At 38.2% G+C, this 26,251-nt stretch carries 25 protein-coding genes; 14 read left to right on the forward strand and 11 right to left on the reverse strand.

Going from position 1 to position 26,251, the window contains the following annotated elements; translation table 11 throughout:
- The first annotated feature begins 113 nt into the window (after positions 1 to 113).
- From EZ456_RS06910 to EZ456_RS06925, 4 genes are all read left to right on the forward strand, one after another.
- Positions 114 to 989, forward strand: a complete 876-nt coding sequence (locus EZ456_RS06910; RefSeq protein WP_131528626.1) for a phosphodiester glycosidase family protein — start codon at positions 114 to 116, stop codon at positions 987 to 989.
- A gap of 70 nt (positions 990 to 1,059) precedes the next feature.
- The gene (locus tag EZ456_RS06915) at positions 1,060 to 1,986 is read left to right on the forward strand and encodes a hypothetical protein (protein WP_131528628.1); all 927 of its coding nucleotides are present in this window, start codon (positions 1,060 to 1,062) and stop codon (positions 1,984 to 1,986) included.
- Positions 1,987 to 2,090: 104 nt separating this feature from the next.
- The gene (locus tag EZ456_RS06920; protein WP_025141747.1) at positions 2,091 to 2,282 is read left to right on the forward strand and encodes a cold-shock protein; all 192 of its coding nucleotides are present in this window, start codon (positions 2,091 to 2,093) and stop codon (positions 2,280 to 2,282) included.
- Positions 2,283 to 2,387: 105 nt separating this feature from the next.
- Complete coding sequence (locus tag EZ456_RS06925) at positions 2,388 to 2,873, forward strand: RBBP9/YdeN family alpha/beta hydrolase (protein WP_205945044.1); 486 nt, start codon at positions 2,388 to 2,390, stop codon at positions 2,871 to 2,873.
- A gap of 135 nt (positions 2,874 to 3,008) precedes the next feature.
- Here EZ456_RS06925 and EZ456_RS06930 read toward each other — a convergent pair whose 3' ends face one another.
- From EZ456_RS06930 to EZ456_RS06945, 4 genes are all read right to left on the reverse strand, one after another.
- Positions 3,009 to 3,491, reverse strand: a complete 483-nt coding sequence (locus tag EZ456_RS06930) for an anti-sigma factor (RefSeq protein ID WP_131528630.1) — start codon at positions 3,489 to 3,491, stop codon at positions 3,009 to 3,011.
- Positions 3,488 to 4,069: an RNA polymerase sigma factor gene (locus tag EZ456_RS06935; RefSeq protein ID WP_131528632.1), complete on the reverse strand. Its 582-nt coding sequence runs from the start codon at positions 4,067 to 4,069 to the stop codon at positions 3,488 to 3,490. The genes EZ456_RS06930 and EZ456_RS06935 overlap by 4 nt, the downstream gene beginning before the upstream one ends.
- A 744-nt stretch (positions 4,070 to 4,813) precedes the next feature.
- Complete coding sequence (locus tag EZ456_RS06940) at positions 4,814 to 5,134, reverse strand: DMT family transporter (protein WP_131528634.1); 321 nt, start codon at positions 5,132 to 5,134, stop codon at positions 4,814 to 4,816.
- Between the two features lie 69 nt (positions 5,135 to 5,203).
- On the reverse strand, positions 5,204 to 5,770 hold the full coding sequence (locus tag EZ456_RS06945) for a Crp/Fnr family transcriptional regulator (protein ID WP_131528636.1): 567 nt from the start codon (positions 5,768 to 5,770) through the stop codon (positions 5,204 to 5,206).
- 217 nt (positions 5,771 to 5,987) lie between these two features.
- Here EZ456_RS06945 and EZ456_RS06950 point away from each other — a divergent pair, with 217 nt between their 5' ends.
- Complete coding sequence (locus tag EZ456_RS06950) at positions 5,988 to 6,353, forward strand: DUF6249 domain-containing protein (protein WP_131528638.1); 366 nt, start codon at positions 5,988 to 5,990, stop codon at positions 6,351 to 6,353.
- A gap of 170 nt (positions 6,354 to 6,523) precedes the next feature.
- Here EZ456_RS06950 and EZ456_RS06955 read toward each other — a convergent pair whose 3' ends face one another.
- The 3 genes from EZ456_RS06955 to EZ456_RS06965 are packed head-to-tail and all read right to left on the reverse strand — an operon-like array spanning position 6,524 to position 8,634.
- Positions 6,524 to 6,946 carry a hotdog fold thioesterase gene (locus EZ456_RS06955; protein ID WP_131528640.1) on the reverse strand — a complete coding sequence of 141 codons (423 nt, stop codon included), beginning with the start codon at positions 6,944 to 6,946 and terminating at the stop codon, positions 6,524 to 6,526.
- Positions 6,936 to 7,445 (reverse strand): DinB family protein, encoded by a 510-nt coding sequence (locus EZ456_RS06960; protein WP_131528642.1) that lies wholly within the window; start codon positions 7,443 to 7,445, stop codon positions 6,936 to 6,938. The genes EZ456_RS06955 and EZ456_RS06960 overlap by 11 nt, the downstream gene beginning before the upstream one ends.
- Positions 7,426 to 8,634, reverse strand: coding sequence for a sensor histidine kinase (locus EZ456_RS06965; protein ID WP_131528644.1), 1,209 nt, complete (start codon positions 8,632 to 8,634; stop codon positions 7,426 to 7,428). The genes EZ456_RS06960 and EZ456_RS06965 overlap by 20 nt, the downstream gene beginning before the upstream one ends.
- A gap of 226 nt (positions 8,635 to 8,860) precedes the next feature.
- Between EZ456_RS06965 and gltX the strand changes: the two genes are divergently transcribed.
- The 8 genes from gltX to EZ456_RS07005 all read left to right on the forward strand — a co-directional run bounded on the left by gltX (position 8,861) and on the right by EZ456_RS07005 (position 18,377).
- Complete coding sequence (gene gltX / locus EZ456_RS06970) at positions 8,861 to 10,369, forward strand: glutamate--tRNA ligase (RefSeq protein WP_131528646.1); 1,509 nt, start codon at positions 8,861 to 8,863, stop codon at positions 10,367 to 10,369.
- Between the two features lie 162 nt (positions 10,370 to 10,531).
- Positions 10,532 to 11,374: a KPN_02809 family neutral zinc metallopeptidase gene (gene ypfJ, locus EZ456_RS06975; RefSeq protein WP_131528648.1), complete on the forward strand. Its 843-nt coding sequence runs from the start codon at positions 10,532 to 10,534 to the stop codon at positions 11,372 to 11,374.
- Positions 11,375 to 11,478: 104 nt separating this feature from the next.
- Positions 11,479 to 12,612, forward strand: coding sequence for a sensor histidine kinase (locus tag EZ456_RS06980; protein WP_131528650.1), 1,134 nt, complete (start codon positions 11,479 to 11,481; stop codon positions 12,610 to 12,612).
- Positions 12,613 to 12,630: 18 nt separating this feature from the next.
- On the forward strand, positions 12,631 to 16,215 hold the full coding sequence (locus EZ456_RS06985; RefSeq protein WP_131528652.1) for a response regulator: 3,585 nt from the start codon (positions 12,631 to 12,633) through the stop codon (positions 16,213 to 16,215).
- A gap of 14 nt (positions 16,216 to 16,229) precedes the next feature.
- Complete coding sequence (locus EZ456_RS06990) at positions 16,230 to 16,601, forward strand: response regulator (protein WP_131528654.1); 372 nt, start codon at positions 16,230 to 16,232, stop codon at positions 16,599 to 16,601.
- Positions 16,602 to 16,604: 3 nt separating this feature from the next.
- Positions 16,605 to 17,423 (forward strand): CheR family methyltransferase, encoded by an 819-nt coding sequence (locus EZ456_RS06995; RefSeq protein WP_131528656.1) that lies wholly within the window; start codon positions 16,605 to 16,607, stop codon positions 17,421 to 17,423.
- The gene (locus EZ456_RS07000) at positions 17,408 to 17,992 is read left to right on the forward strand and encodes a chemotaxis protein CheB (RefSeq protein WP_131528658.1); all 585 of its coding nucleotides are present in this window, start codon (positions 17,408 to 17,410) and stop codon (positions 17,990 to 17,992) included. Before EZ456_RS06995 ends, EZ456_RS07000 begins: the two co-directional genes overlap by 16 nt.
- Before the next feature lie 19 nt (positions 17,993 to 18,011).
- Entirely contained in the window at positions 18,012 to 18,377 is a 366-nt protein-coding gene (locus tag EZ456_RS07005) for a response regulator (RefSeq protein ID WP_086549472.1), read from the forward strand.
- A gap of 121 nt (positions 18,378 to 18,498) precedes the next feature.
- On the opposite strand, the gene EZ456_RS07010 is transcribed toward EZ456_RS07005, so the two are convergent.
- From EZ456_RS07010 to EZ456_RS07025, 4 genes are all read right to left on the reverse strand, one after another.
- Complete coding sequence (locus EZ456_RS07010; RefSeq protein WP_131528661.1) at positions 18,499 to 19,455, reverse strand: DUF3137 domain-containing protein; 957 nt, start codon at positions 19,453 to 19,455, stop codon at positions 18,499 to 18,501.
- On the reverse strand, positions 19,455 to 20,012 hold the full coding sequence (locus EZ456_RS07015; RefSeq protein ID WP_131528663.1) for a LemA family protein: 558 nt from the start codon (positions 20,010 to 20,012) through the stop codon (positions 19,455 to 19,457). The genes EZ456_RS07010 and EZ456_RS07015 overlap by 1 nt, the downstream gene beginning before the upstream one ends.
- A 50-nt stretch (positions 20,013 to 20,062) precedes the next feature.
- Entirely contained in the window at positions 20,063 to 21,877 is a 1,815-nt protein-coding gene (locus tag EZ456_RS07020; RefSeq protein ID WP_131528665.1) for a hypothetical protein, read from the reverse strand.
- Positions 21,878 to 21,945: 68 nt separating this feature from the next.
- Positions 21,946 to 23,730: an AsmA family protein gene (locus EZ456_RS07025; protein ID WP_131528667.1), complete on the reverse strand. Its 1,785-nt coding sequence runs from the start codon at positions 23,728 to 23,730 to the stop codon at positions 21,946 to 21,948.
- 980 nt (positions 23,731 to 24,710) lie between these two features.
- On the opposite strand from EZ456_RS07025, the gene miaB reads away from it, so the two are divergent.
- Positions 24,711 to 26,129, forward strand: a complete 1,419-nt coding sequence (miaB, locus tag EZ456_RS07030) for a tRNA (N6-isopentenyl adenosine(37)-C2)-methylthiotransferase MiaB (RefSeq protein ID WP_131528669.1) — start codon at positions 24,711 to 24,713, stop codon at positions 26,127 to 26,129.
- Positions 26,130 to 26,251 lie beyond the last annotated feature (122 nt).

Genomic DNA, 26,251 nt, shown 5'->3' on the forward strand with positions numbered 1-26,251 from the left:
GGAGCGATCATTAAATTGATCGCTCCGCTTTTTTGTGTATTCATTTGTATAATTCTTGATGCTTTAAGCTAAACACACAACAGTTTTTTAATTTTATGATCAAAACGGCTATTATGCTTAAAAAATTATTATTTGCCACTGCCTTATTTACGTACAGTTTATCTGCTTTTGGCCAAAGTGCAGATTCGTTAACGATTGTAAAAACCAAATGGCATAAAAATAGAATTGCCAAACAGGTGGTTTTATTCCGGCATCACTTTGATCAGAAAAATCTTTTCGCTGCAAATGAAAACATTTCGTTTTTAGAAATAAAAAATACTGGCCGCAAGGCGGTTTTTGCCTTCGGGGCAGAAGAAAAAGAACTAATTACTACCAGTAATTTTGGATTACGAAATACCGCCATTGCTGCGGTAAATGGCAATTTTTTCGATGTAAAAAACGGAGGATCGGTAGATTTTGTTCGCGTTAATGGAAAAGTCATTAATACTAACCGCCTGGATAAAAATGGAAATCGGGCAAGGCATCAGGAAGCAGCGGTTGTAATTGAAAACGGAAAAATTTCGATCAAAAAGTGGGATGGAACAACCGACTGGGAAACAAAAATAACCGCTCAAGATGTTCTGTTAAACGGCCCTTTATTAACTTTAAACGATGTTGATGAAACGCTAGATAGGACCGGCTTTAACCGTTTGCGCCATCCGCGTACCTGCCTGGGTATAAAGCCGAATGGAAGGGTAATTTTGTTAACTGTTGATGGGAGAAATGAAAACTCTGCAGGCATGAGCTTATTCGAGCTAACAAAATTAATGCGTTGGCTCGGCTGTACTAGTGCCATTAATTTTGATGGTGGTGGTTCTACAACCTTGTGGGTGAATGGAATGCCTGATAATGGTATTGTCAACTATCCAACGGATAATAAAAAATGGGACCATGAAGGGCAGCGCAAAGTAGCTAACGTCATTTTGGTGAAAAAACAAGCCCGGAGATAAACCTGCATCTATAACAACCATGTTTAGCTCTGGTTAAAAAAACTTATTTTAGCCAAAGATTTTTGTTAAAATGATTAAAAATACGATATACTTTTTCTTTTTTGTGCTGATGCTTTCTGCCTGTAAGTTTGGCTCTAAAACCAGCGATCCAACTTTAAGAGATTTTACTTTCGAGCCTGTAAAAGGCATCCGTTACCAAGAGGTAAAACGCCGGTTTAAAAACGGACTCTCTTTTAACGGAGAAGGTTTTATGCAAAAACCATCTTGGATCATTGAGGTAGTTAAAGAAGATACCATGTCGGCCTGGAGTCCACAGAAGCAAAGAATGCAAAAATTCTACATGCAGTACGATCATGGAAATGTATATAATTTTGCTGCCGAATTTTTTAAAGTAAAACATATCAGTAAAGATAGTTTGGTTTTTCAGCGCATTCAGGTTGATGGAAGGGTAATTGCTGCCGATTTACGCTCGGATGTAAACATGACTTTTTACGCACAGGATTACATTAAAAATAAATTAAAAACTTCGGCAGCTGACCTACAAAAACCGACCAAAGCTGATACTGCTTTTATTGAGAAACGCTCAGCTAGGGTTAACTCGAATAGCGATAGCGCTTTTGCCGCTACAGACCCTGTTCAATTTATTCCTAAAAGTAAAATTGTAAGGGTAGAAAAAATTAGTACAGTAGACAGGGCAAATAATAGAACCGAGGCTTACGATTATATGTTTCCACAGTATATTATTCGGATAGACCGGGCTTATAAAGATTTTGCCTACCAGGTTGCCGCGGTTGTCGATTTTCAGGGAGGGATACATGTAAAAACGATTTATAATGTACTTCCCGAAAATGCTGAAGCTAAGAAAAAAGTGGCTCAGGGAATAGCCGATATTTATGTTAGAAACCTTTTTAATGTTGCTCCAGGAACTACGCTGGGGATTCCGCATAATAGCGAAATTACTTTAACAATAATTGGGAAGGTAATTAAAAGGCCTTAGTAATCTGCTATTTACAAAATTTTAACGTTAAAAAAATGTTAAAATTTATTTTGATTTTAAAAATTAAAACTTACCTTGCATACTTAATTTTAATATTTAATACAATGCAAGAAGGCACAGTAAAATTCTTCAATGTAACTAAAGGTTTTGGCTTTATCGTACCTGCGAATGGCGATAGCGAAATTTTTGTTCATTCAACAGGTCTTATCGACGAAATCCGTGAAAACGACAAAGTACAGTACGAAGTTGCTAACGGTAAAAAAGGCTTAAATGCCGTTAATGTGAAAGTAATTTAATTTATTTATCATATTTACAGAGAAGGCTGCTTTCTTACGATGGCGGCCTTTTTTTTGTTTTATTTTTCGCTGTCTGAATTCATTCAGGATCTATTCTCACTTATTATGACCTACTACTTTATTGTTCCTGGTTTGGGTAATTCAAGCCCAGATCATTGGCAAACTCATTTCGAAAAATCTGGAGATCATTTTATCCGAATTAATCAGCGAGAATGGGATGAACCTGTAAGCAAAGATTGGATTGAAACGATCGATCAGGGCCTTTTGGGGTATGATTTGGACGATGTAGTTTTAATTGGCCACAGTTTAGGCTGTGCAATCGCCAATTGGGCAAAACAATATCAAAAGAAAATTAAGGGCGCATTATTGGTAGCACCCAGCGACTTGGAAGCGCCGCGTTATACTTTCGATACGGTAGGTTTTGATCATGTACCTTTGGATAAAATAAACTTTAAAACCATAGTTGTGGCCAGTTCTAACGATGAGTGGGTAACATTAGAAAGAGCTGAGTTTTTTGCTGAGAACTGGGGAAGCGAATTTATTAATATCGGCAATGCAGGCCATATTAAATGCCGATGCAGGATTTGGTGAGTGGCCAAAGGGATTGGAAATTTTGAAAACTTTGGGGTAAAATTTGTCTTGCGGAGTTCCCGCAGATTTCGCGAAAGGCGCAGATGACATAAATCTGCGTAAATCATTTTGATCTGCGGGAGCTATTTAGCTTTCCTACTTCTGAGCCGCTTTTTTCCTTAAAAACTGATCAAGAAAAATTAATCCGATCACCAGATCTGCAAAAAGAAAGGCATAAATAGCTGTAGGCGTAATGTATTTCTCTAAATGGAAATCGAAATTCACCTTCAAATCGAATTGAGGCATTTTGAGGTTAGCGTTATAAAACACATAACCCAATAATGCTAGTAGCGAGATCACGAAAAAGCCCCCAATGCTGTAAATAATTTTTTTGTCGACCTTTGTTTTCATCGCTACCGGGGCAGGAGCTAAAGCAATAATTTCCATTACATTCCTATTGAAAGACATGGAAGGTTCATCAAGATCGAGCGCATTAAAAACTAAATTAAGCTTTAGCAGATCCTCGTACTGCGATTTAATCTTAGCATTAGATTCAATTTTTTCTTCGATGGCTTTTTTTGAAGAATCATCCAAATTCCCATCTATATAATCCCAAAGCTGTTGTTCTATTGTATTCATAGTAACTCCTTTACTTCATCTTTTAACAAATATTGTAATTTTTCTTTAAGTCTTTGCCTGGCCCTATGCAACTTTACTTTAATGGTGTTGGGTTCCATGTGCAGCGCTTCACCAATTTCTTCTAAACTCTGTTCGCCTTTATAAAATAGCGTAATAATAGCGGCATCGTCTGGTAAAAGCTGGGTAATGGCAATATTTAAAAAAGCATGGCTATCCTGCTTCTCGTAACCATTAGCGTTAAAGCTCGAGGTCTGGTTTTCGAGCTGTAAAATGGTACTTTCATCATGTATTGATGTGGTATCTAAGCGGTTTTTCCTTAAAAAAGTCATCGCCGTAGTATACGTTATCGTGTACAGCCAGGTACTAAATTTAGCCGTTTGTTTAAAGGTACCCAATGCTTTATATGATTTTACAAAGCAATCCTGCGCAATTTCTTCTGCATCTTCCCTGTTTTTCGAAAACCTTAAAGCAAGCGTAAATACAAACCGCTGATGGCGTTTTACCAACAAAGCATACTGATCGGTTTCGCCGTTCAATACATTCTGGATCAGCTCTAAATCTGTAGGTTTTTGCTCCATGTTTAGCAGTAAGACTACATTAAAGATAGGTAGGTTACACGTGAAACATAATTAAATAATCTTCTATTGCGCTCGACAGCAAATAGATTAGATGTTTTAGGTTTTGGAAATGAAAGGGCAGCTTTTCATTGGAGATTGCTGTCCTGCTGTCCGCTTTAGTCCCAATGAAAATCGGGAGCTGTCGCTACCATCAGGTTTACGAACAGCGTAAGTGCACTTAGCAAACCCCAAAAATGAAACACTGTTTTGGCCACTTAGCCCTGGGTGAAGCGATACCCTGCAGGCTGAGGTACGAAGCTGAAGCGTATAAGCGTAACACAGGAAGTAGGTTGGTTTCTTGTACTGGCACTGCGCTCCGAAAAGAAAATTAGCTGATAAATAGACGATACAATTTTTATTGATTGGAAATGAAAGGATGGTTTTTCATGGCGGATTGCAATCCTGCTGTCCGCTTTAGTCCCGATGAAAAATCGGGAGCTGCCGCTACCATCAGGTTTACGAACAGCATAAGTGCACCTTGCAAACCCCAAAAATGAAATACTGTTTGGGCCACCTAGCCCTGGGTGAAGCGATACCCTGCAGGCTGAGGTACGAAGCCGAAGCGTATAAGCGCAACACGGGAACGAGGTTGGTTTCTTATGCAGGCTTTACGCTCCGAAAAGAAAAAATTTCCTTTAGGGACTGGCGAAACTTCCGAAGTTTTCCTACGCTCTGGGCCTGATAAACTTCGGAAGGTGGCACGCGCTAATGTGAAGCGAAAAATTTTAACCCTGCAATTGATCCAATAAGCGTACAAATAAAAAATATCCGCCAAAAAGTTGCCGGTTCATTGAAATAAAAAATCCCGATAATTACCGTTCCTACTGCACCGATACCCGTCCAAACAGCATAAGCAGTTCCCATGGGTAAAGTTTGTGTTGCTTTATTTAGCAATAAGAAACTTAAAATAATACAGACAAAAAATGCTGTACTCCATTTTACATTTGAAAAATTGTTCGATAATTTAAGGCAGGTGGTAAAGCCAACTTCAAAAAGGCCGGCAATAATTAATATAATCCAGTTCATAATAAATGTGTTTCTGCAAATTTAAGGCACATTTACCGGGTAACATTTTACAAATGTTAAAAAATGATTTTATTTATGAGCTGCTCTTATTCTACTCAAAGTAACCTGTGTTACGCCTAGATAAGAGGCAATATGTTTTAAGGCAACCCTTTTAATCAGTTCGGGAGATTGATTTATAAAATCCTGATAACGTTCCGCTGCCCCTTTAAAAGCCCTGTCAATTAATCTTCTTTCAGTAGCAATTAGCTCCTGTTCGGCAATTTTTCTGCCCCAGTTGGCAATTTCCAGATTGTCCTCGTAAAGTGAAAACAGATCGCTTAACCTGATCTGTATTAAAGTACTGTTTACTAAAAGTTCTACGTTTTCGTAACCTGGCCGATTGTTAATGTAACTATTAAAAGAAAAGAGCACATTACCACTTTGTCCAAACCAAAAGGTTATCTCTTGGTTTTCGCCATTGCAATATGCCCGGGCAATGCCTTTTTCAAGAACATAGAAATGGGGTTCTATCTTGTCGGCGTGAATAATTATAGTTCCTTTTTTGTATTTAACATGCTCAATATGGTTAGCGAGCTCATGTAATGAACTATCACTTAATGAGGTAAAAATCTCTATATTTCTAAGTTGTTCGATCAAAATCTGTGGCTATAGAACAAAAATAGGAATGTTTTAGCAGGGTAGCGCCTCGTGATTGACATTTATTATTTTTCTCTCTATGGTTTGGTGATTGACAACTGGTGATTGAATATTTTTTTTATAAAGGGTGTAACCTGATTAAAAAGCATGTAGTCATAATACACAGAACACGGTTCAATTTAGACAATAGAATATTTACAATTAAAAAATTATAATCATGATAGGTATATTAGTTCCCATCTCACTTTTTTTAGGCGCATTCGCAATGGTATTCGGAATGCGGTATTTATCAAATAAAGAGAAAATGGCAATGATCGAAAGGGGAATCGATCCTGGTGTGCATAAGGCCACACCAAAACCGTTTTTAAGTTTAAAGTTCGGTTTACTGTTGGTTGGTTTAGGAATTGGTTTGCTGGTAGCACTCTTTACAGTTAGGGGAGTATTCGGCAGCGACATGACACATAGTGAAGAAGGACAATCGGTAGCTATTTATTTCGGTTGCATAGGCATTTTCGGTGGTTTGGGCTTAATTGTTTCTTACCTGGTAGAAAAGAAATGGTTGGATAACAATAAAATGCTTTAATATCAAAGAATTCAAGTTTCATAGCCAGTTTGCTATAAAACTTGACTTCTCGTGTTATCAGATATGCTGGTATTGTCAGATGTTGCCATCTGACAATTGGTGTTTTCAGCATTAAATAACTTGTTTTCTTAGATTTAAGTAACAGTCAGATGTAACATCTGACGGCACATTTATTGCGGTTTGTTAATAATCGCTACGGTTAAGCGGCTAATGCAGTTCATTTTTCCGCGTTCATCGTAAATTTTAATTTCCCAAACCTGGGTTTTGGCACCAATATGTAAGGGCTTGCAAACGCCTTTAACCAAACCGCTTTTTACAGGACGTAAATGGTTGGCGTTCACTTCTAAACCAACCGCAACATACTTCTCCGGATCGATACACATATAAGAGGCAATACTGCCCAGTGTTTCGGCTAAAACCACCGAGGCACCTCCGTGTAATATACCAGCAGGTTGGTGTGTACGTTCATCAACAGGCATGGTTCCGACAATAAAATCTTCACCAATTTCGGTAAACCGGATATCAAGCAAAGCACCCAGATGATTTTTCGGACGGTTGTTCAAGTCATCAACAGTAAAGTTTTTAAACCACATGGTAACGTTCTTTTAAAATGGAAACATGGTGAATAATGTGCCCGCCAACAATAAACAGGATAGACTTTATATTAATTTCCCTGCCTGAGGCAATCCCTTTCCTATTTAACTCGTCTTCATTTAAAGATTTAAAAAGGTATAAATTGGCTTTCCGTAATGCAGTAAATTCTTCAATTAAATCTTCCAGATCGCGTTCGGCAAAGCGGGCATTTATTACATAGTCATCTTCTTCGAAACCTGGCAAAGGTTGCTGTTCTTTTCGGGCAAAACAGGTAATGCGAAAGGCAAAAACACGTTCAGCATCTATAATATGGCCTAACATTTCTTTCAGGGTCCATTTACCTTCGGCATAGGCATAATCAGCTTTATCGGCGTTTGCCCTAAACAAGGCAGGCAGACTTTGCATCTGATCGTTTAAAATCTCAAAAATATCTCGGTCTACTTTACTGATATAGGTTTCGCCCCAAGTTGGATATTCGTTAGGCTGTGGTCGGTTCATATCTTAAACTGCTTTTTAATATTATTCTAAAAGTTGTGCCTTTACCCAGTTCTGAGTCTTTCACAAAAATTTCTCCACTATGGTAATTTTCTACAATACGTTTGGTTAGCGATAAACCCAAGCCCCAACCGCGTTTACGCGTGGTATAACCGGGTTGAAAAACTGCATCGAACTTAGATCTTGGAATACCCTTTCCGGTATCGCTCACATCAATAAATACCTGCTCTTTGGCTAAATTTTCTATAATATTGATGGAAATTGAACCCTCATTTTCGATGGCATTGGCTGCATTTTTCAAAAGGTTTTCAATCACCCAATCAAACAATGGAACATTTAACATTGCCCTTACCTGCTCATCGCCAGTAATACTAAATTTAACCTTGTCTGATGTGCGCACTTTAAAATACCGGATAAAATCGCTTACTACGATATAAACCGTATGGTCTTCAAGTATAGGTTTAGAACCGATTTTCGAGAAACGGTCGGCAATAATTTCCAATCGTTTAATATCGTTCTCCATTTCGGCAATCAGCGGATCATCTTCTGCATCAAATTTAGATTTCATCAACTCTGTCCAGGCCATAAGAGATGATATTGGTGTACCCAGCTGGTGTGCTGTTTCTTTGGCTAAACCTACCCAAACATGGTCCTGCTCATCCCTGCGGGCAGAACTGAATGCTGCATAAGCCGTTAACAGGAAAAGGAAGATAACGCCCATCTGGATGTATGGGAAATACCTTAGCTGAGTTAAAATAAAAGAATCGCGATAGTAGGCCTTAAATTTTCTGCCAAAGATATTCATTTCATCAGGTGGGTGCTGTGCCTTCATCTGTCTTAACTGCCGAACAAAATATAAACTATCGTAAGTAAGTTTAGCATCCGAAATGGGATAGTTGGTTTTTGTACTGTCTAGCCCATTAAAGGAAGTAATGATTCCAGCCGAATCGGTCATAATTACGGGCGTTTTGGTGTTTTTTCTTACCGTTTCAACCACGGTGCGATAATCGTCATTATCATAAAGAAACATGGCCCGCTCTTGAATTTTCACCCAAAGGTGAAACTGGTCGGCCTCTTCGCGCTCCATTTTTTTTACGAAAGAATCGGTATAAAATACTGAGGCAATGCCAATTAAGATGGCAAAAATGAGAAGGAAAAACTTCCAACGGCGTTTTTTTTGATAAGGGTTCATGCTTTAGCTAGCCAAATTACAATAACAAAACGAAAAAAACATAAAACCATTATGCTTTTTCAAAAACCTTAAAGCAATCATTTCGAATGTATAATAGCTTCATCACAGATGAAAACACTGTAAAATGGATGAAAAACATATCTTTGTGCCGAGCATAGTGCATAGCGCATAGCGCACGGATTGCACCGTACCCTTTGCCCTTAACTCCCTGCTCTTTGCTTAAATTATGGATAAGAAAGTTAGAGTAAGATTTGCCCCAAGCCCAACCGGAGGTTTGCATTTAGGTGGTGTACGCACTGCTTTGTTCAATTATTTATTTGCCAGAAAAAATAATGGAACTTTTGTACTTCGTGTAGAAGATACCGACCAAAACCGCTTTGTAGAAGGCGCAGAAGAATACATTGTAAACTGTTTAAATTGGTGTGGAATTACACCCGATGAAAGTCCTAATAATCCAGGTGCTTATGGCCCGTACCGCCAAAGCGAACGTAAACCTAGCTACCGCAAATTTGCCGAACAGTTAATTAGCGATGGTTATGCTTATTACGCTTTCGATACTACGGAAGATTTGGATGCTAAACGTAAAGAAATCCCAAATTTCCAATACGGGCAGGCTACACGTATGCAAATGCGTAATTCTTTAACCCTTACTATTAGCGAAGTTGAAGAGTTATTGGCGGCCAAAACACCTCACGTTATCCGTATTAAAGTGCCTACAGATGAAATTGTACATTTTAACGATTTAATCCGGGGTGATGTAAGTTTCGAAACCTCGTTGGTTGATGATAAAGTACTGTTAAAGGCTGATGGAATGCCTACCTATCATTTAGCTGTTGTGGTTGATGATAAAGCAATGGAAATTAGTCATGCTTTTAGAGGAGAAGAGTGGTTGCCTTCGGCACCTGTTCATATTCTACTTTGGAAATATTTAGGTTGGGAAGCGGATATGCCTGCTTGGGCACACTTACCTTTAATCTTAAAGCCAGATGGGCATGGAAAATTAAGCAAACGTGATGGCGACCGATTAGGTTTTCCGGTTTATGCCATGAGCTGGACTGATCCTAAAACTGGCGATGTAACCAAAGGATTTAAAGAAATGGGTTTTATGCCCGAAGCTTTTATTAATATGTTGGCCCTTTTAGGCTGGAATGATGGTACCGATGAGGAGTTATTTTCGTTAAAAGAGCTGGAAGAAAAATTCTCGATAGAAAGAATTAGTAAAGCAGGGGCTAAATTCGATTTTGAAAAGGCCAAATGGTATAACCATGAGTGGATTAAATCGCAGGGCGCTGAGCGCTTGGCGGCAAGCGTTAAAGCTGAGTTGGAAAAAGCAGGAATTGAAGTAGAAGATGATGCTTTTTTAAGTACTGTTATTGATCTAATTAAAGATCGCTGTACTTTATTGCCAGATTTTGTGGCGCAGAGCGGTTACTTTTTTGCTTCACCGGCAGAATATGATGTGAATTCGGTAAAGCCAAAATGGACAGTAGAAAAAGCTGATTTTTTTAAGGCTTTTGCTGGTGGTTTAACATTAACTGATGCGGTTACTGCTGAAGCAGCTTTTAAAGCCCTGGCCGAAGAAAAAGGCTTTAAACCCGGAGAATTGATGTTGCCTTTCCGCATTATGCTGGTAGGCGGCAAATTCGGGCCAGGTGTTTTTGATATTGCCGTATTATTGGGGGTAGAAGAAACTAAAGCGAGAATAGTAAAAGCAATAGCTGTTTTTAATAGCTAGTATATCCTTCAGGAAGTAAAAGGAAATAATAGGAGAAGTCAGGTTTAAAGCTTAACTTTTTATTTGCCACACCGCAAACAATAGATCAAAAAAAATAATTTATACTTTAGTATAACAATTGTCCCGTATTTAAGGTTATTCATTAAACTAAAAAAGTAGACTATGCAATGGTTTGGTAAAGGCAGTAATAATGTAGAAGACGGCAGAAGTGGTGGTGGCGGAAAAACCATCCTCGGTGGTGGCGTAGGTATAATAATTGTAGTGCTCGGCTTAATTTTCGGCAAAGATTTAACTGGTTTGGTTAGCCAGATTCCGGCTACCGCAGGAACTGAAGAAGTAAAGCAAGGCGTGCCTGCTAACGATCCACAGGCACAGTTTGTATCGGGTGTATTAGAGTCAACCGAGCAGGTTTGGGATAAAGAATTTCAAGCCATGGGCAAACAGTATGAGTACCCTAAACTCAGGCTATTTAGAGAAGCTGTACAAACGGCATGTGGGAATGCAGGCGCGAATGTAGGGCCATTTTACTGCCCTGGCGACCATAAGGTTTATATCGATTTGTCATTTTATGATGATTTAAAGAACCGTTTTGGTGCTGCGGGAGATTTTGCCCAGGCTTATGTAATTGCACATGAGGTTGGCCATCACGTTCAAAATTTATTGGGAATTTCAGAAAAATTGGATAGGGCCCGTGGCCAGGTTAGTGAAAAAGAATATAACCGCTTATCAGTCAAATTAGAGTTACAGGCCGATTTTTTTGCGGGTCTTTGGGCGCATAATGCTCAAAATCTTAAAGATTTTAAATTAGACGAAGGAGATATAGAAGAAGCATTAACTGCTGCCAATGCCATAGGCGATGATAAATTGCAAAAACAGGCTACTGGCGATGTGCAGCCAGATTCTTTTACCCATGGTACCTCCGCACAACGCATGTATTGGTTTAAAAAAGGCTTTGAAACCGGAGATATTAAACAGGGCGATACTTTTAATTCAAACAATTTATAAAAAATCAAAACTTTTTTAAAAGCGTTTTGTTTGTTTACAGTTAATGAGATTTTTATCTCAAAACCAAACATAATTATCCCGGCTTCTTATTTGTTTTAATAAAGATGATCCTTATAGTTGATGATAGGCCCGAAAACCTGATCTCGTTACAAAAAGTACTCCAAGCACACAATTTTGAGGTTGATACCGCATCATCTGGTGAAGAAGCACTGAAAAAAGTTTTAAAAAATAACTACGTCCTGATTATTCTCGATGTACAAATGCCAGATATGGATGGCTTTGAGGTGGCTGAAACCATTTCGGGTTTTAGTAAGGCAAAAGATACCGCCATTATATTTCTTTCGGCAGTAAATACAGAGTTAAAATTTATTACCAAAGGATACCTTAGCGGCGGATTGGATTACATTACCAAACCCGTTGATATTAATGTGCTTTTGCTTAAAATAAAAACATTTTATCGCATATACGAGCAGAATAGAAAGCTTAACGAGGTGCAGGAAAAGTTGCTCGAAGAAATCGAATTCAGAAAACAGGCCGAGCATAAAAAAGACGAATTTATCAGTATAGCCAGTCATGAGCTAAAAACACCTTTAACCAGTGTAAAGGGGTATATTCAATTATTACAGCGCAGCCTCAACCGAGATGATAAAGCCATGGCTCAGAACCATCTCGAAAAAGCGAGTATCCAGCTTGAAAAATTAAACCAATTAATTGTCGATCTGCTTGATATCTCTAAAATTGAAAGCGGCAAGATGAAGTTTAACATGAAAAGCTTTTGTGCTGATGAGATGGTGAACAACGCGATTGAGATGTTGCAGCAATCTAATCCCGATTTTAAGATCAGCAAACTGGGCAAAACAGAGGGGATGATATTTGGAGATGAAACGAGGTTGGAGCAGGTGGTGATCAATTTTATTACCAATGCCATTAAATACGCTCCAGGTACAAACCAGGTTAATATAACTACTCATATTAAAGATGAAAAGCTTTACCTGGCCGTAAAAGATTTTGGTATTGGTATTTCAAAAGAGCAGCAAGATAAAATTTTCGATAAATTTTATCGCGTAGAAGAAAACAGTAATAGGTTTAATGGGTTGGGAATAGGTTTATATATCTGTTCAGAAATTATTAATCGCCACGGAGGCACAATTGGGGTAAACAGTGTGCCGGATGAAGGTTCGGAATTTTATTTTATCATCCCCACTACAGAAGAAGAAATCCTTAAAAATCAAGTCTAATTATCCTTAATCCATATAATGAAAACAACGCTTAAAAACAATTTACGTTTAGGCCTTGGCTTATCGCTAATTATTCTATTTATTAGTTCACTGGCCTCTTATATAAGTATTGGCAACCTTATTAAAAGCACCGACTTGGTAAAACATAGTGACGAGGTTATTTTAAATACTGAGAATATTATATCGTATTTAAAAGATGCTGAAACTGGTCAACGTGGCTTTTTACTAACCGGAAATAAGGTGTTTTTAGCGCCCTATTACGGTGCCAGTGATTCGGCCGCTGCGATTCTAAAGAAAGTTGAGCTAGATACCAAGGATAATGCTTCCCAGCAAAAAAATGTAGCAGCGCTTAAAAATATTCTTTTTAAAAGAATGGATATTATTAAATCGACCGTAGAGATTAAAACTTTAGGCGGTGTTATCGATCCTACGGTTTTATTTCAGGGCAAGGTTTATATGGATGAGGCCAGGGCAATTGTAAGCAAAATGGTAAACGAAGAGAAAAGATTGCTTGAAGAAAGAACCAACGAATTAAATAAACTTACATCTTATACCCCGATACTGATTTTAATTGCAGCGCTTCTTGCCATTCTGATCACTTTGTTTTTTTACCGAAAAGTGTCAGTCGATTTTGATGAACGTGTTAAACTTCAACAAGAAATTGAAGATAAAAAATATGAAATGGAGAAACGTATTATTGCCATTAAAGAAATTGCCTATCAAATTTCTAGTGGTAATTATGGTGTAAAACTCGATAGCCAAACCCGGGATGATATTGGCGAACTTTCTGAATCGCTAAATGCAATGTCATCATCATTGAAAAAATCTTTCGATACTTTAGAAGAGAATGAATGGTTGCAAACTGGTGTAGCTAATTTAAACGTAAAAATGGTTGGCGAAAAAGATGTTTTCCACCTGGCAGAAGATATTATAGCGTTTTTGGCCCATTATACCAAGAGCCAGGTTGGTGCCATTTATTTATTTAAAGATGATGGATACCTGCATTTAAAAGGGCAATATGCTTTACAGGGACAAAATCTAACCCAAACCATAGAACTTGGCCAGGGCTTAATTGGCCAGGCGGTTAAAACAGGTAAGCAGATATTGTTGGATGATGTTCCCCAGAACGAATTAACCGTTACACACGCCACGGGGAATATTAAACCAGCACAGCTAATTGTGCTTCCAATTATTAGAAATGAAATTTCAATAGGCGGTTTAGAATTAGGTACCATTGGTAAATATAGCGATCTGCAATTACACTTTTTAAACTTGGTTTTATCTGATGTGGGCACCGCATTGTTGGGCGCACAGAACAGACAAAAGCTTCAGCAGCTATTAGAAGAAACGCAGGCACAATCAGAAGAGTTGCAGGTTCAGCACAATGAGCTAGAAGGCTTAAATGCAGAGCTCGAAGCACAGGCACAGAAACTTCAGGCCAGTGAAGAAGAACTACGTGTACAGCAAGAAGAACTGTTGCAAAGTAACCAGGAGCTGGAAGAAAGAAGCAGCTTATTAGAAGAAAAAAATGAACTTATAGAAGAACGCAATATAGAGATTCAACAAAAGGCTGAAGCTTTAGAACTAAGTACAAGGTACAAGTCAGAATTTTTGGCCAATATGTCGCACGAGTTAAGAACACCACTCAACTCAATATTGTTATTGTCGAGATTAATGGCCGAAAATGAGGCTATGGATCGAGAGCATCAGGAATATGCAGAGGTTATTCAAAGTTCAGGCCAGGGCCTTTTAAGTTTAATCGACGAAATTTTAGATCTTTCTAAAATTGAAGCAGGCAAAATGGAACTTGATAGAGCAAATATTAAGGTTGATGAGATCGTTCTTAACATGCGTTCGCTGTTTAACCCTTTGGCTAAAGATAAGAACCTGAACTTTGTTACCGAAAAATCGGCGGAAGTTCCTGAGTTTTTCCATACAGATAAAATGCGCTTAGAGCAGATTATTAAAAACCTGCTATCAAACGCCATTAAATTTACAACCGTAGGCGCTGTAACCCTAAATATCAATAAAAATGAAAAGTTAGGCGCGCTGGTATTTAAAGTTACCGATACTGGCGTAGGTATTGCACCCGAAAAGCAAGGCATGGTATTCGAAGCTTTTCAGCAGGCAGATGGTTCTACGCGCCGCAAATTTGGCGGCACAGGCCTCGGGCTTTCAATTAGTAGAGAGCTGGCTAAACTATTGGGCGGGTACATTGATTTAAAAAGCACGGAGGGCGAAGGAAGTATTTTTACACTAACCTTACCTATTGATAAAAATAAAGGTTTTGATGGTATTGTACCTAGTATAGATAAACCGATAATTGCATTAGAGGCTCCAGTAAAAAAAGTTAGCCATTTAACGGTCGAAAATATTCCGCAAGAGATTGACGATGACCGCCATAATATTCAACCTGATGATAAGGTGATTTTAATTGTTGAGGACGATACTCCTTTTGCTAAAACACTTTTAGATTTTACCCGAAAAAGAAATTATAAAGGTTTGGTTGCCGTTCGTGGTGATGTAGGTATTGAAATGGCGAAAACCTTTAAACCACTTGCCATCTTACTCGATATCCAATTGCCCATTAAAGATGGTTGGCAGGTAATGGAAGAGCTGAAATCGGATCCTTCAACACGCCCAATTCCAGTGCACATCATGTCTTCTTTACAGGTTAAGAAAGAAAGTTTGTTAAAAGGTGCGGTAGACTTTATAAATAAGCCTTTTGCTTTTGAGCACATGCAAGAGATATTTTCAAAACTAGAACATGCTTTAAGCCGCCACCCTAAAAAAGTACTTATTGTAGAAGAAAATGAACAACATGCCAAGGCGTTAAGTTATTTCTTAAGTAATTTTAATATCCAGACAGAAATTGTTAACCAGGTAAACGAAAGTGTTTCTGCCTTGCATAAACCAGAGGTTAACTGCGTGATTTTGGATATGGGCATTCCTGACAAACATGCTTACGAAACCCTGGAAGTGGTAAAGAAAACGCCTGGTTTAGAGAATTTACCAATCATCATATTCACAGGTAAAAGCCTTTCAAAAGGAGAAGAAAACCGAATTAAACAATATGCTGATTCCATTGTGGTAAAAACCGCCCATTCTTACCAACGTATTTTGGATGAAGCGGGCCTGTTTCTTCACTTGGTAGAAGAAAAAACCAAAGAAAAAACCAAAACACCTAAAAAGTTTTCCGAATTGCAGGATGTATTGGTTGGTAAAACCGTTCTGATAGCAGATGATGATGTGCGTAACATTTTCTCTTTAACCAAAATGTTAGAGCAGCATCAAATGAAAGTTGTAGCAGCCATAGATGGTAAAGAAGCCCTTAAACTATTAAATGAAAACCCTGAAATTGATGTCGTTTTAATGGATATGATGATGCCAGAACTAGATGGTTACGAAACCACAACGGCCATCCGGCAAGATATCAAATACCGGAACCTGCCTATTTTAGCCGTTACGGCAAAAGCCATGATGGGCGATCGTGAAAAATGTATTGCTGCAGGTGCATCTGATTATATTAGCAAACCAGTAGATATGGATCAGCTGATATCGTTATTAAGGGTTTGGTTATACGAAAATCATCATAAATCATAATCCACTTTTTATTTATGCCTCAAAAATTAATTCTTATAATTGATGATGATAACCGAAACATTTTTGCTTTAAAAGCTGTTTTAAAAGCCAAAGGTTTCGATTGCTTATCTGCTATAAGTGCCCAAGAAGGTTTTTCTATACTAGAAAAGCACGATAATGTTGCCATTGTTTTAATGGATATGATGATGCCGGATATGGATGGTTATCAAGCCATTGCAGTCATGAAAAAATCGGCTAAAATGCAGAATATTCCTGTGTTAGCGGTAACCGCCCAGGCCATGGTTGGAGATAAGGAACGTTGCTTAAGCGCAGGAGCATCGGGTTATGTTTCAAAACCCATAAATGTTGACGAGTTATTAATGCAAATAGAAAATTTTACAAAATAACAGGTGATAAGTGATGCGATAGATAATGAACAGGTAGAAATCCTGTTGAATGATGTTTTAGAAACTCACGGTTATGATTTTCTGGAATACTCTCATGCATCAATAAAAAGAAGGATTATACGCCTTTATGGACTGGATAATTTTGTGAGTTTCGCCGAATTTCGTTACACCGTTAAAACAGATAAGCAATATTTTAAGCGTTTTTTAGAGGAGATTACGGTTAATGTTACCGAAATGTTCCGCGATCCTTCTTTTTATAAATCTTTGCGGAATGATGTACTTCCTGTGCTGGGTACATATCCGTTTATCCGGATTTGGGTGGCGGGCTGTTCTACCGGAGAAGAGGCTTATTCGCTTGCCATTGTTTTAAAAGAACTTAATTTGCTTAATAAATCGCTTATTTATGCTACAGATATTAATCCATCTGTTTTAGATAAAGCAAAGAAAGGCATGTTCCCCTTAAATTATTTAAAGCAATATTCCGAAAATTATCTGCAATCGGGTGGGTTAAAAGATTTTTCTACTTATTATACTGCAAACTACTCTTTGGCAAAATTTGATGAAAGCTTAAATAGTAAAATGATTTTTTCTACGCATAACTTGGTTTCCGATCATTCTTTTAATGAATTTCAGCTAATTTTATGTAGAAACGTATTAATTTATTTCGATAAAGACTTACAGCATAAAGTATTTAACCTATTTGATGGCAGCATCGAGAAATTGGGGTATCTTGCTTTAGGAAGTAAAGAAAGTTTGGAATTTTGGCCAAAAGCTAAAGAATACAAAAGGGTTAAAATGGAGAAAATATGGCGGAAACTGTAGATTCTATGCCTTGTGGTGCATTAATTATTGGCGGTTCGGCCGGTAGTTTAGATGTATTGCTCGAAATTTTTCCTGCTTTGAGGAACGATATCGGTTTCCCTATTGTATTAGTGGTTCATCGTAAGGCAAGTAACGAATCTCTTTTAACCGATTTATTAAAATCGCGTACGACATTGGTAGTTAGTGAAGCAGAAGAAAAGGAGTTTTTAAAACCGGGTAATGTTTTTATTGTGCCTGCAGATTACCATATGCTGATAGAGGAGGACGAAAGTATATCTTTAGATTATTCGGAAAAAGTAAATTATTCCCGACCATCAATTGACGTTACCTTTCAATCAGCAGCTGAGGTTTTTAGAGAGAAATTAGTCTGTATTTTACTTTCAGGGTCTAATGCAGATGGGGTGGAAGGGTTAAAAAGTGTAAACAATTTTGGAGGTAGAGTGGTTATACAGAATCCAAATACGGCAATAATGCCGTATATGCCACAGCAGGCGGTGCTTAACGTTAAACCGCATGTGGTATTGGATAGCCACCACATGGCTGATTATATAAATAAGTTAAATGATTAATTGCTTTTCGGAGATTAATATGATAGTTGCGAAAAAGGTATTTGTTTTTGATGATAACAGGGACATTCTTGATCTCTGTACATTTATTTTGGAAGATGCCGGGTATGAGATAAAAACATCTGAAAATGCCAATAACATAGAAGAGCAGGTTGCAGCATATATGCCTGATTTAATTTTTATGGATAATTGGTTGCCCGATTTAGGAGGTATACAAGCAACTAAAGCACTAAAAAGCCATCCCGATTTAAAGCATATTCCGGTAATTTATTTTTCGGCCAATAATGATATATCTTCATTAGCTGATGAAGCTGGTGCTGATAGTTACCTATCGAAACCATTTGATATTGCTGCACTCGAAGAAATTGTAAAAAAACATTTGAGCTAGCGCCGAAGACTCACGAAGTTTCAAGAGGCTGGTGTGCAGGAAAAACTTCGTAAGTCTAGGCCCAGGCCTTGCTAAACTTCCAAAGTTCTTCCTTTTTCCTTGGCTTGGTTAAACTTCGGATTTACTCCTTTCCCCAAATCCTTGTATTTAGGTCTAACTCCCTAACAATATCATACATAAACTTGATGGTGGTAATATCTTCATTTACTGTTTCTGGGCTTAATAATGATTTAAAAACAGGCGCCTCGAAATAATTCCGGTTTAAAGGGAAACCGATGTACATTCTCGATTCGATAAAAGATAAACTAATGTTATACTTTGTTTGATGGTTCAGGTTTAGTATCCGCTCCATCATGGCAGGGGTAAGAATGTATCTAGATTCGACCTGATCGGAACCATAGGTCACAAAAGTCTTATCAAATTCTAAATTCTCCAATTGGATGACATCATTACTGCCAAAAGAAAACAGGTTTTTTGAAAACCACGCACCAAAAGCTGCTCCAAAATCTTTTGGTCTGACAATGGTTACACCATTAAATCTTTTGTTAAAATCGGCAGCAAAGATAATTCCTCTAAAAATGTCGTGCCACTCTGTTTGGGTTCCGTTTTTAGTTTGGGTTACCGTTTTATATTCAGCATGCACCTCAGCAAAGTAAAACCGGGTTTTATCAGCACATCCGGTTACTAGGTCTTCTGTTTTATAACGATCGGGCTCGGTGCTAAACAACTGTGTATACATAAATTCCGAAGCTTCAATTCCCTGGGAGGGATTAATGGATAAGCTTTCGTCTAAAAATTTAAGGGCAGCACCAATTACATTGGTTTTATAAGCATTTTGGTAAGTTGTTAAAGCATCATTGATCTTAAATAACAAAACACCACCGTAAATAAGAGGGATTAAACCACCAATTATACCGGGAATGGGAAAGCCCAGGATAAAGCCTAGAATACAAAGCAGAATGCCCGCGGCAATAAAAATATAGCCTTTGGTTTGGGTAGCGGCAATTCTTTTGCGTTCTACCTCCATAGTAGCCAAAACTTGCTGTAAGGCTACATTGCTTGCAATATCGAACGACATTAATTGTTGAAAAGTTCTTTTGCGCTAATGTTTTTGCGTTCCTCTGCAGCGGTTTCTAAAACGGCAATGGGTTGGAAATTTAACATTCCGGCAAATAAACTCCCCGGAAACATCATAATCGAATTGTTGTAATCTGTTACCGATGCATTATAGGTTCTTCTGGCAGCGGCAATCTGTTCTTCGCTTTCGGTCCAGGTGGTTTGCAGATTAATAAAGTTGGTATTGGCTTTTAAATCAGGGTAGTTTTCGATGTTCACCATTAAACCTTTCACGCTGCTGCTCAATTGCGCATCTAAATCAGCTTTTTCTGCATTGCTAATGTTTGGTGAGCCCGCTTTAGATCTCAGCTCAACTATTTTAGTTAACGTTCCCTGCTCGTAAGTAGTGTATTGTTTTACCACTTCAACAAGGTTTGGAATAAGGTCGAACCGTTTTTTAAGCATCACATCAATGGCCGAGAAGGCATTGGTTACCTGGTTTTTCTTCCCGATAAGCGAGTTGTAAAAGAAAATCCCAATAAGAAATATAAATCCGATAATAACGAGGGCAATAATCATAATTTTAGTTTAAGGTTTAGAGAATAAAGATAAGAAAAGGTTACAAAATGTTATCGCTTTTCATTTTGTTCTCGCGCCCTTTTTATCCGACGCTCTAATCGCTTCTGTTTTCTTTGGATATGATTAGTGCGCATAGCCTTAAACTTTGCAATATGCTCACGTACTTCATTCTGTTTTTCTTCCGTAATACCGATGCTATATTTTATGCCGGTAAAAAGGCTCTTCCAGATCATGTTGAAGAAAGAAGTATTTGCCGGCCTGGTGTAATTAACGGTTACAGGTACTAGCTTTCCGTTTACACCTGGGTTTTCTGATTTGATGATTAAAGCATTCGCTAAGAAAGAAAGAAAACCACGGGTAACCAAGTGATCTTTTTCAGGGTCGTTTTTCATCAGCGCTACCGAAAGGTCGTAGTAGGAGAAAGCCACCGTTCCTTTTGCACCTCGATCGTTCGCTTTAAAATTAAATTTCAATTTATCTACACTCCCGCGGTTAATGCGGACCAAGCCCAGCGGTTTGGTAATCTGATTTAAAACCCGTGCATTAAAATCGTGTAAAACCCCATTGTAAGAAAATGCACCATCCTTAGCGGTAAGATCAAATATAAAGTTTACATCCAGCTTTCCCTGGCCAAATAGGTAAGTGTTTAGGTTAACCTCCATAATGGGGTTTATGGCTTCAATTTTTTCGAGGTTGGTGGCATTTTTTATAATGCCCGAAGTATGCTCGAAAGTAATCTGCCCTTTCTGGTTACTCTCATTGTTGTAAACCGCATAATTAACATTTATATCTTTCAGTTGAATTTTCTGAACCAGAATAGGGGCATGAACCAGCTGCAAAAGTTGATGGGGAAATTTTCCGATCTTATTTTCCTGTGGTTTATTAGGTAGGCCATTATGGTTAAATACCGAAACGAAACCATTGGTAATGGCCATTTCCTTCGCCCAAAGTTCTTGTTTACTGATGTATAGCGGCAAATCAATCCCATTAAGCATAATGTCGCTCATCTTGATGTTGAAACGTTCCCTGGCATATTCTGCAACTTTGCCAAAGTTCATTTCATCATGTAAAGGCACTAAAGCGAAACTGTTAATCCTTAGCTTGCCCGTTGTAGCCCTAAAATCCAGTTTATCTAATTTGATATCGTACATCTTGTCTGGTGTACGGTATACGTAGTTGTTGAGGTTAATCACAATATCCTTAAGCAGATAAAAGCGGGATGGATCGTCAGCAGAAGTAGAATCGACCAATAGATCAGTTAAAGTAATGTTGAGGTCATCAATAGAAAAAGGAGTAGAGTTTATTCTGTTTTTATTGATGTATTTAAAGCTCACATCTTTAAACCGGATGCTTTTAATGCTAAATTCTTTCAGGTTTTTGGAGATGATATCGTAAGGCGATTTAATTGGCCTGGGCGCACGGCCCTCGTTAAATGCAAACTGTTGATTAACCATAGTTACTTCGGGTTTATCAAATATGATCTCTTCGAGCTGAAGTTTTTGTTCCCTGTATAAGGTTAAAGGATGGAAGCGTTTCACCACCAGTTTTTTTAAAGCAACTGTGTACAGATTATTTGGGGCTCTTTTTAAAGCAATAAGCTGCTTAAACCGATTGGTATCGGGCGTAATTTTTACATTTTGTAAAGTGGCATTACCTGTAATTACATTCGTAGAAACTTTGGTAAAACTTATCGTATATAGACTGTCTGTTGATTTATAGAGCAGGGTTTTTATCCTATCGGTTAATATAGGGCGCGATTTTACATTTAAAAACCAAGCAATACCTGCTAGTACGATAAAAATGCCAAGCAATATGCCAGCAATCCATTTAAAAACTTTATAACGGTATCTTTTTGTATCAGGCATTAAAAAAATGGAGGCTGTGGTTTTATTAGCAATATACGGTTATAAACATATATTTCAGAAATGTCAGATCAGTTTTTTTCTCTCCGTGCTTTCCTTGCTGCTTTTCTATCTGCCCGCTTCTGCTCCCTTATTTTTTTTGCGACTACTTTTTGTTGTTTTACAGGATTCTTTTCGGGCACTACGCTAACGCCTACAATATCCTTTATGCCCACAAAAACGGTCTTCCACATCAAATTAAAAAAAGATGCCGAATTAATCCTCGTATTGGTCATGCTAGCAGTTCTTAGGGCCTCACTCTTTTGTGGGTTTTCATTTTTAACTAAAATGGCATTGGCCAAAAAAGATAAAAATCCCTTTGTCTTGGTTCCTTCCCCATCAATATTGTCCGATAAGAGTTTTACTTTTAAGTTGGTGTATAGCATATTCATAGAACCTGCTGCTGATCTTAAATTTCCATTGGCCTTGAAATCGATATGTTGTATGTCTCCGCTTTCTATTTCTACTAAACCCAGCGCTTTAGATAATGGATTTAGGTTTTTCATGTCAAATTTGCCCAAACTCCCACTGTAGGTAAAAGCCCCGTTGTTATCGGTAAGGTTGAAATCGATTTTTACGTTCAGCTTTCCTGTGCCCATTAAAAGAGTGTTTAAGTCCGCCAAAGCGTGGTTCTTTTTGCTCAGTTGTAAACTATCGTTGGTTACATTCAAAATATTTCCGGTTACAGCTTTAAAATCAACCGATCCAATTTTTTTACTGGCGGGGTTAAATTCAGCATATTTTACGTTAACGTTCCTCAATTTTACCGTATCCATCAGGATAGGCATATTTAACCTTTTCAGTGCCAGATGCGGGTAGTTTCGGCCTTTATCAAAGCCTGGAGGTGGCGATTCGCGGCTCATAAAAACCTCTACAGTTGCCGGGCCAATCCTCAACGATTTCGCATGTAATTTCTGGTCGGTATTTAAACCGATAAAATCGACCCCATTAAATTCTATTTTATCAAAACTGAGGTTATACCGGTCTTTCTGAATCTTGTATTTTCTGGCAAAAGTAAGTTCATCGTACAATGGGGTAAGTTTAAATCCTTTAACCGTTATTTTTTTTGATGCGGTAGAACCTTTAACGGTATCCACCTTCATAGCATACATTTTATCTTTCATTACCGATTTATAACCAGCAATTTGAAAAGATGCATCTTTTGTATAGTAAAACCTTGTGGTATCATTTTCCGAAAGCGAATCCAATAAGAAATCGTTAATGGTAATATCGAGATGTTTAATCGAGTTTTTGGTTTTTTTTGCTGCGGTTTTGTTGATATAGTCGAAATCTGCATCTACAATTTTTATGCGTTTAACATGTACGGATTTAAAAGTTTTGGAAATTTGCTCATAAAGTGATTTTTCATCTTTTATGGTATCTGGTTTCTTGACTACTTTATTAAAAATCATATTGATAGATGGCTTTTGCAGAAGGATTTCGCTTACATCTACCCGTTTTTTAAAATAAGCTGTTAATATGCCAACCCTGCTGATCTGCAGTTTCTTCAATTTCAGTTCGAAGGTATGGGCTGGCGCCAGTTGTTTTTTCTTTAGGCTGTCAAACACGGCGCTGTCTGGCGTTAAGGTAACATCACGTAGCGCTAAACTTCCGGTAATTACATTTAGGTTAATGCTTTTAAAATCTATACGGTATAGGTGATGGGAGCCATTATAAACCCCGGCCTTAATTTTTTCGGTCAATATAGGTTTCCAACGGGCACTTAAAAACATCGCACCAAATGCTACAATTAATACCAGTATGCCGAATATGCTTCCTATCCAGGTCCAAATTTTGTTTTTATGCTGAGCTGTCATTTATTATGGCTTATCGATATGTAACAGATGAAGGATAGAAAGGTTTTTCTCCGCTCATCGTCATTATAAGGAGGAACGACAAAGCAATCTTAATGCACAGGATTATGAATAACTAAAGTTAACTTCTTGTTATGCAAATGGGTTGTCTTTTGAGTTTATTAAACAGAAAGTTTTTTGGAGCGCGAGGGCAGTACAAGAAACATCATTTGTTCCTTTGCTGCGCTTGTACGCTTCGGCCGTCGTACCTCCGGGCCTGCAGGGTACCGCTTCGCCAAGGGCTAGATGGGTTAGGACGGTGACACGGAAAACCCCCTCATAGTAGTAAGAACAGATGTAACCTAAACCCGACCGTAGCGGGATGCCCACAATTTTTCAATTGGGGCAGAAGCGGGGGCGGGGCTGCAACCATCCACTGGCACTGAACTGTACATTTCCAAAAACCTTTTACTTGATTGTAAGCATTGGGCGGTTCTATGGCACTAATCACATTTTTTATTAAAATAGCTTTTTGGAGCGCAAGGGCATTACAAGAAACATTATTTGTTCCTTTGCTACGCTTGTACGCTTCGGCCGTCGTACCTCCGGGCCTGCAGGGTACCGCTTCGCCAAGGGCTAGATGGGTTAGGATGGTGGCATGGAAAACCCCTCATAGTAGCAAGAACAGCTGTAATCTAAACCCGACCTTAGCGGGATGCCACGATTTTTTCAATTGGGGCAGAAGCGGGGGCGAGGCTGCAGCCCGCCATTGGCACCGAAGCCTACATTTCCAAAAATTTTTGATTTCTCTTAATAATAAATCATATACGGACTAATCTTAATGCTGTTGTTTTAACCCATGGTTTACGATTGCTTTGTGTCTCTCAATGACGTGAAAGGTCGAAGGATCATAATCGTACTGTAAACATTTAAACAAAATATGTCAATTTGTCACTTTTAATTTTATTTATGTATTTTTGCAATCCCCAAAATGTTTTTAAATAATGATTGATTTACAAGTACAGGATAAGACGCACGATGAAGCAAAGCAAGGTGAAGCTTTAATTTTAGATACACCAATTAAAGCCGATGCCCGTAAATTATATATCGAAAGTTATGGTTGTGCAATGAATTTTGCTGATAGTGAAATTGTTGCTTCTATTTTATCTGAAACTGGATTTGAAACTACAGGGGATTATCACCAGGCTGATGTAATCTTCATTAATACCTGCTCTATCCGCGAAAACGCAGAAACCAGAGTTAGAAACCGCTTATCGCAGTTCGGTGTCGAAAAACGCCGTAACCCGAAATTAATCGTTGGGGTTTTGGGCTGTATGGCTGAGCGTTTAAAATCTAAGTTTTTAGAAGAAGAACGTTTGGTTGATGTAGTAGTTGGTCCCGATGCTTACCGCGATCTGCCTAACTTAATTGAGCAGGTAGAAAGTGGGCATAAAGCAGTTAATGTTTTATTATCCCGCGAAGAAACTTATGCGGATATCAGTCCGGTAAGGTTAAACAGCAACGGAATTACCGCCTTTATTTCCATTACACGTGGTTGTAATAACATGTGTTCTTTCTGTGTGGTTCCTTTTACCCGTGGCCGCGAACGTAGCCGCGATGCCCACTCTATTATAGAAGAAGCAAAAGGTTTATTTGAAGCCGGTTATCGTGAGGTTACGCTTTTAGGTCAAAACGTAGATTCATACACTTGGACATCGGAAGATGGAACAGAAACCGTAAATTTTGCGCAGCTTTTGGAGCAAACGGCATTGATTAGTCCTGATTTAAGGGTGCGTTTTTCTACTTCACATCCAAAAGATATTACCGACGAAGTTTTACATACCATTGCTAAATACGATAACATTTGTAATTATATCCACTTGCCTGTTCAATCAGGTAATACCCGCGTATTGGAGTTGATGAATCGGACTTATACCCGCGAATGGTATATTAATCGTATTGATGCCATTCGCAACATTATTCCTGGTTGTGCAATTTCTACCGATATCATCGCTGGTTTCTGCACAGAAACAGAAGAAGAGCATGCAGAAACCCTGAGCATGATGGATTATGTAGCTTATGATTTTGCTTATAACTTCACCTACTCTGAAAGACCAGGAACTTTAGCTGCCCGTAAATTGGAAGATGATATTCCTGAAGAAGTGAAGAAACGGCGTTTGGCTGAGATTTTAGCTAAACAACAGGCACATTCATTGATGCGGTTACAAGAATGGGTGGGTAAAACCGTTCGTGTTTTGATTGAAGGCACATCAAAAAAATCTGATCTGGATTATTGCGGAAGAGGAGATAGCGGAGCCATGGCCATTTTTCCTGCAATTGAAGGCGTTAAGCCGGGCGAATATGCAAATGTATTTATAGAAAAATGTACATCAGCTACGTTAATTGGTAAAATAGTATCATAAAATCCCGTCATGCTGAACCTGTTTTACAAGTAGAAGTAGTATTTTAATTGTCTTGTAGCTACTACGTGGTCAGCATCTTAACTAGAAAGACTCTGAAACAAGTTCAGCGTGACGTAACTTTA

It is taken from the genome of Pedobacter psychrodurus (genome assembly GCF_004331735.1).
Taxonomy (GTDB): Bacteria; Bacteroidota; Bacteroidia; order Sphingobacteriales; family Sphingobacteriaceae; genus Pedobacter; species Pedobacter psychrodurus.

What these genes read in the sequence shown, in the direction of transcription:
- EZ456_RS06980 (WP_131528650.1), top strand. Translation starts at nt 11,479, where the DNA reads ATGATCCTTATAGTTGATGATAGGCCCGAAAACCTGATCTCGTTACAA.
- gltX (WP_131528646.1), top strand. Translation starts at nt 8,861, where the DNA reads ATGGATAAGAAAGTTAGAGTAAGATTTGCCCCAAGCCCAACCGGAGGT.
- EZ456_RS06935 (WP_131528632.1), bottom strand. Translation starts at nt 4,069, where the DNA reads ATGGAGCAAAAACCTACAGATTTAGAGCTGATCCAGAATGTATTGAAC.
- miaB (WP_131528669.1), top strand. Translation starts at nt 24,711, where the DNA reads ATGATTGATTTACAAGTACAGGATAAGACGCACGATGAAGCAAAGCAA.
- EZ456_RS06965 (WP_131528644.1), bottom strand. Translation starts at nt 8,634, where the DNA reads ATGAACCCTTATCAAAAAAAACGCCGTTGGAAGTTTTTCCTTCTCATT.
- EZ456_RS06955 (WP_131528640.1), bottom strand. Translation starts at nt 6,946, where the DNA reads ATGTGGTTTAAAAACTTTACTGTTGATGACTTGAACAACCGTCCGAAA.
- EZ456_RS06925 (WP_205945044.1), top strand. Translation starts at nt 2,388, where the DNA reads ATGACCTACTACTTTATTGTTCCTGGTTTGGGTAATTCAAGCCCAGAT.
- EZ456_RS06985 (WP_131528652.1), top strand. Translation starts at nt 12,631, where the DNA reads ATGAAAACAACGCTTAAAAACAATTTACGTTTAGGCCTTGGCTTATCG.
- ypfJ (WP_131528648.1), top strand. Translation starts at nt 10,532, where the DNA reads ATGCAATGGTTTGGTAAAGGCAGTAATAATGTAGAAGACGGCAGAAGT.
- EZ456_RS07020 (WP_131528665.1), bottom strand. Translation starts at nt 21,877, where the DNA reads ATGCCTGATACAAAAAGATACCGTTATAAAGTTTTTAAATGGATTGCT.
- EZ456_RS07005 (WP_086549472.1), top strand. Translation starts at nt 18,012, where the DNA reads ATGATAGTTGCGAAAAAGGTATTTGTTTTTGATGATAACAGGGACATT.
- EZ456_RS06960 (WP_131528642.1), bottom strand. Translation starts at nt 7,445, where the DNA reads ATGAACCGACCACAGCCTAACGAATATCCAACTTGGGGCGAAACCTAT.
- EZ456_RS07000 (WP_131528658.1), top strand. Translation starts at nt 17,408, where the DNA reads ATGGCGGAAACTGTAGATTCTATGCCTTGTGGTGCATTAATTATTGGC.
- EZ456_RS06990 (WP_131528654.1), top strand. Translation starts at nt 16,230, where the DNA reads ATGCCTCAAAAATTAATTCTTATAATTGATGATGATAACCGAAACATT.
- EZ456_RS06930 (WP_131528630.1), bottom strand. Translation starts at nt 3,491, where the DNA reads ATGAATACAATAGAACAACAGCTTTGGGATTATATAGATGGGAATTTG.
- EZ456_RS07010 (WP_131528661.1), bottom strand. Translation starts at nt 19,455, where the DNA reads ATGTCGTTCGATATTGCAAGCAATGTAGCCTTACAGCAAGTTTTGGCT.
- EZ456_RS07015 (WP_131528663.1), bottom strand. Translation starts at nt 20,012, where the DNA reads ATGATTATTGCCCTCGTTATTATCGGATTTATATTTCTTATTGGGATT.
- EZ456_RS06915 (WP_131528628.1), top strand. Translation starts at nt 1,060, where the DNA reads ATGATTAAAAATACGATATACTTTTTCTTTTTTGTGCTGATGCTTTCT.
- EZ456_RS06910 (WP_131528626.1), top strand. Translation starts at nt 114, where the DNA reads ATGCTTAAAAAATTATTATTTGCCACTGCCTTATTTACGTACAGTTTA.
- EZ456_RS06940 (WP_131528634.1), bottom strand. Translation starts at nt 5,134, where the DNA reads ATGAACTGGATTATATTAATTATTGCCGGCCTTTTTGAAGTTGGCTTT.
- EZ456_RS06950 (WP_131528638.1), top strand. Translation starts at nt 5,988, where the DNA reads ATGATAGGTATATTAGTTCCCATCTCACTTTTTTTAGGCGCATTCGCA.
- EZ456_RS06920 (WP_025141747.1), top strand. Translation starts at nt 2,091, where the DNA reads ATGCAAGAAGGCACAGTAAAATTCTTCAATGTAACTAAAGGTTTTGGC.
- EZ456_RS07025 (WP_131528667.1), bottom strand. Translation starts at nt 23,730, where the DNA reads ATGACAGCTCAGCATAAAAACAAAATTTGGACCTGGATAGGAAGCATA.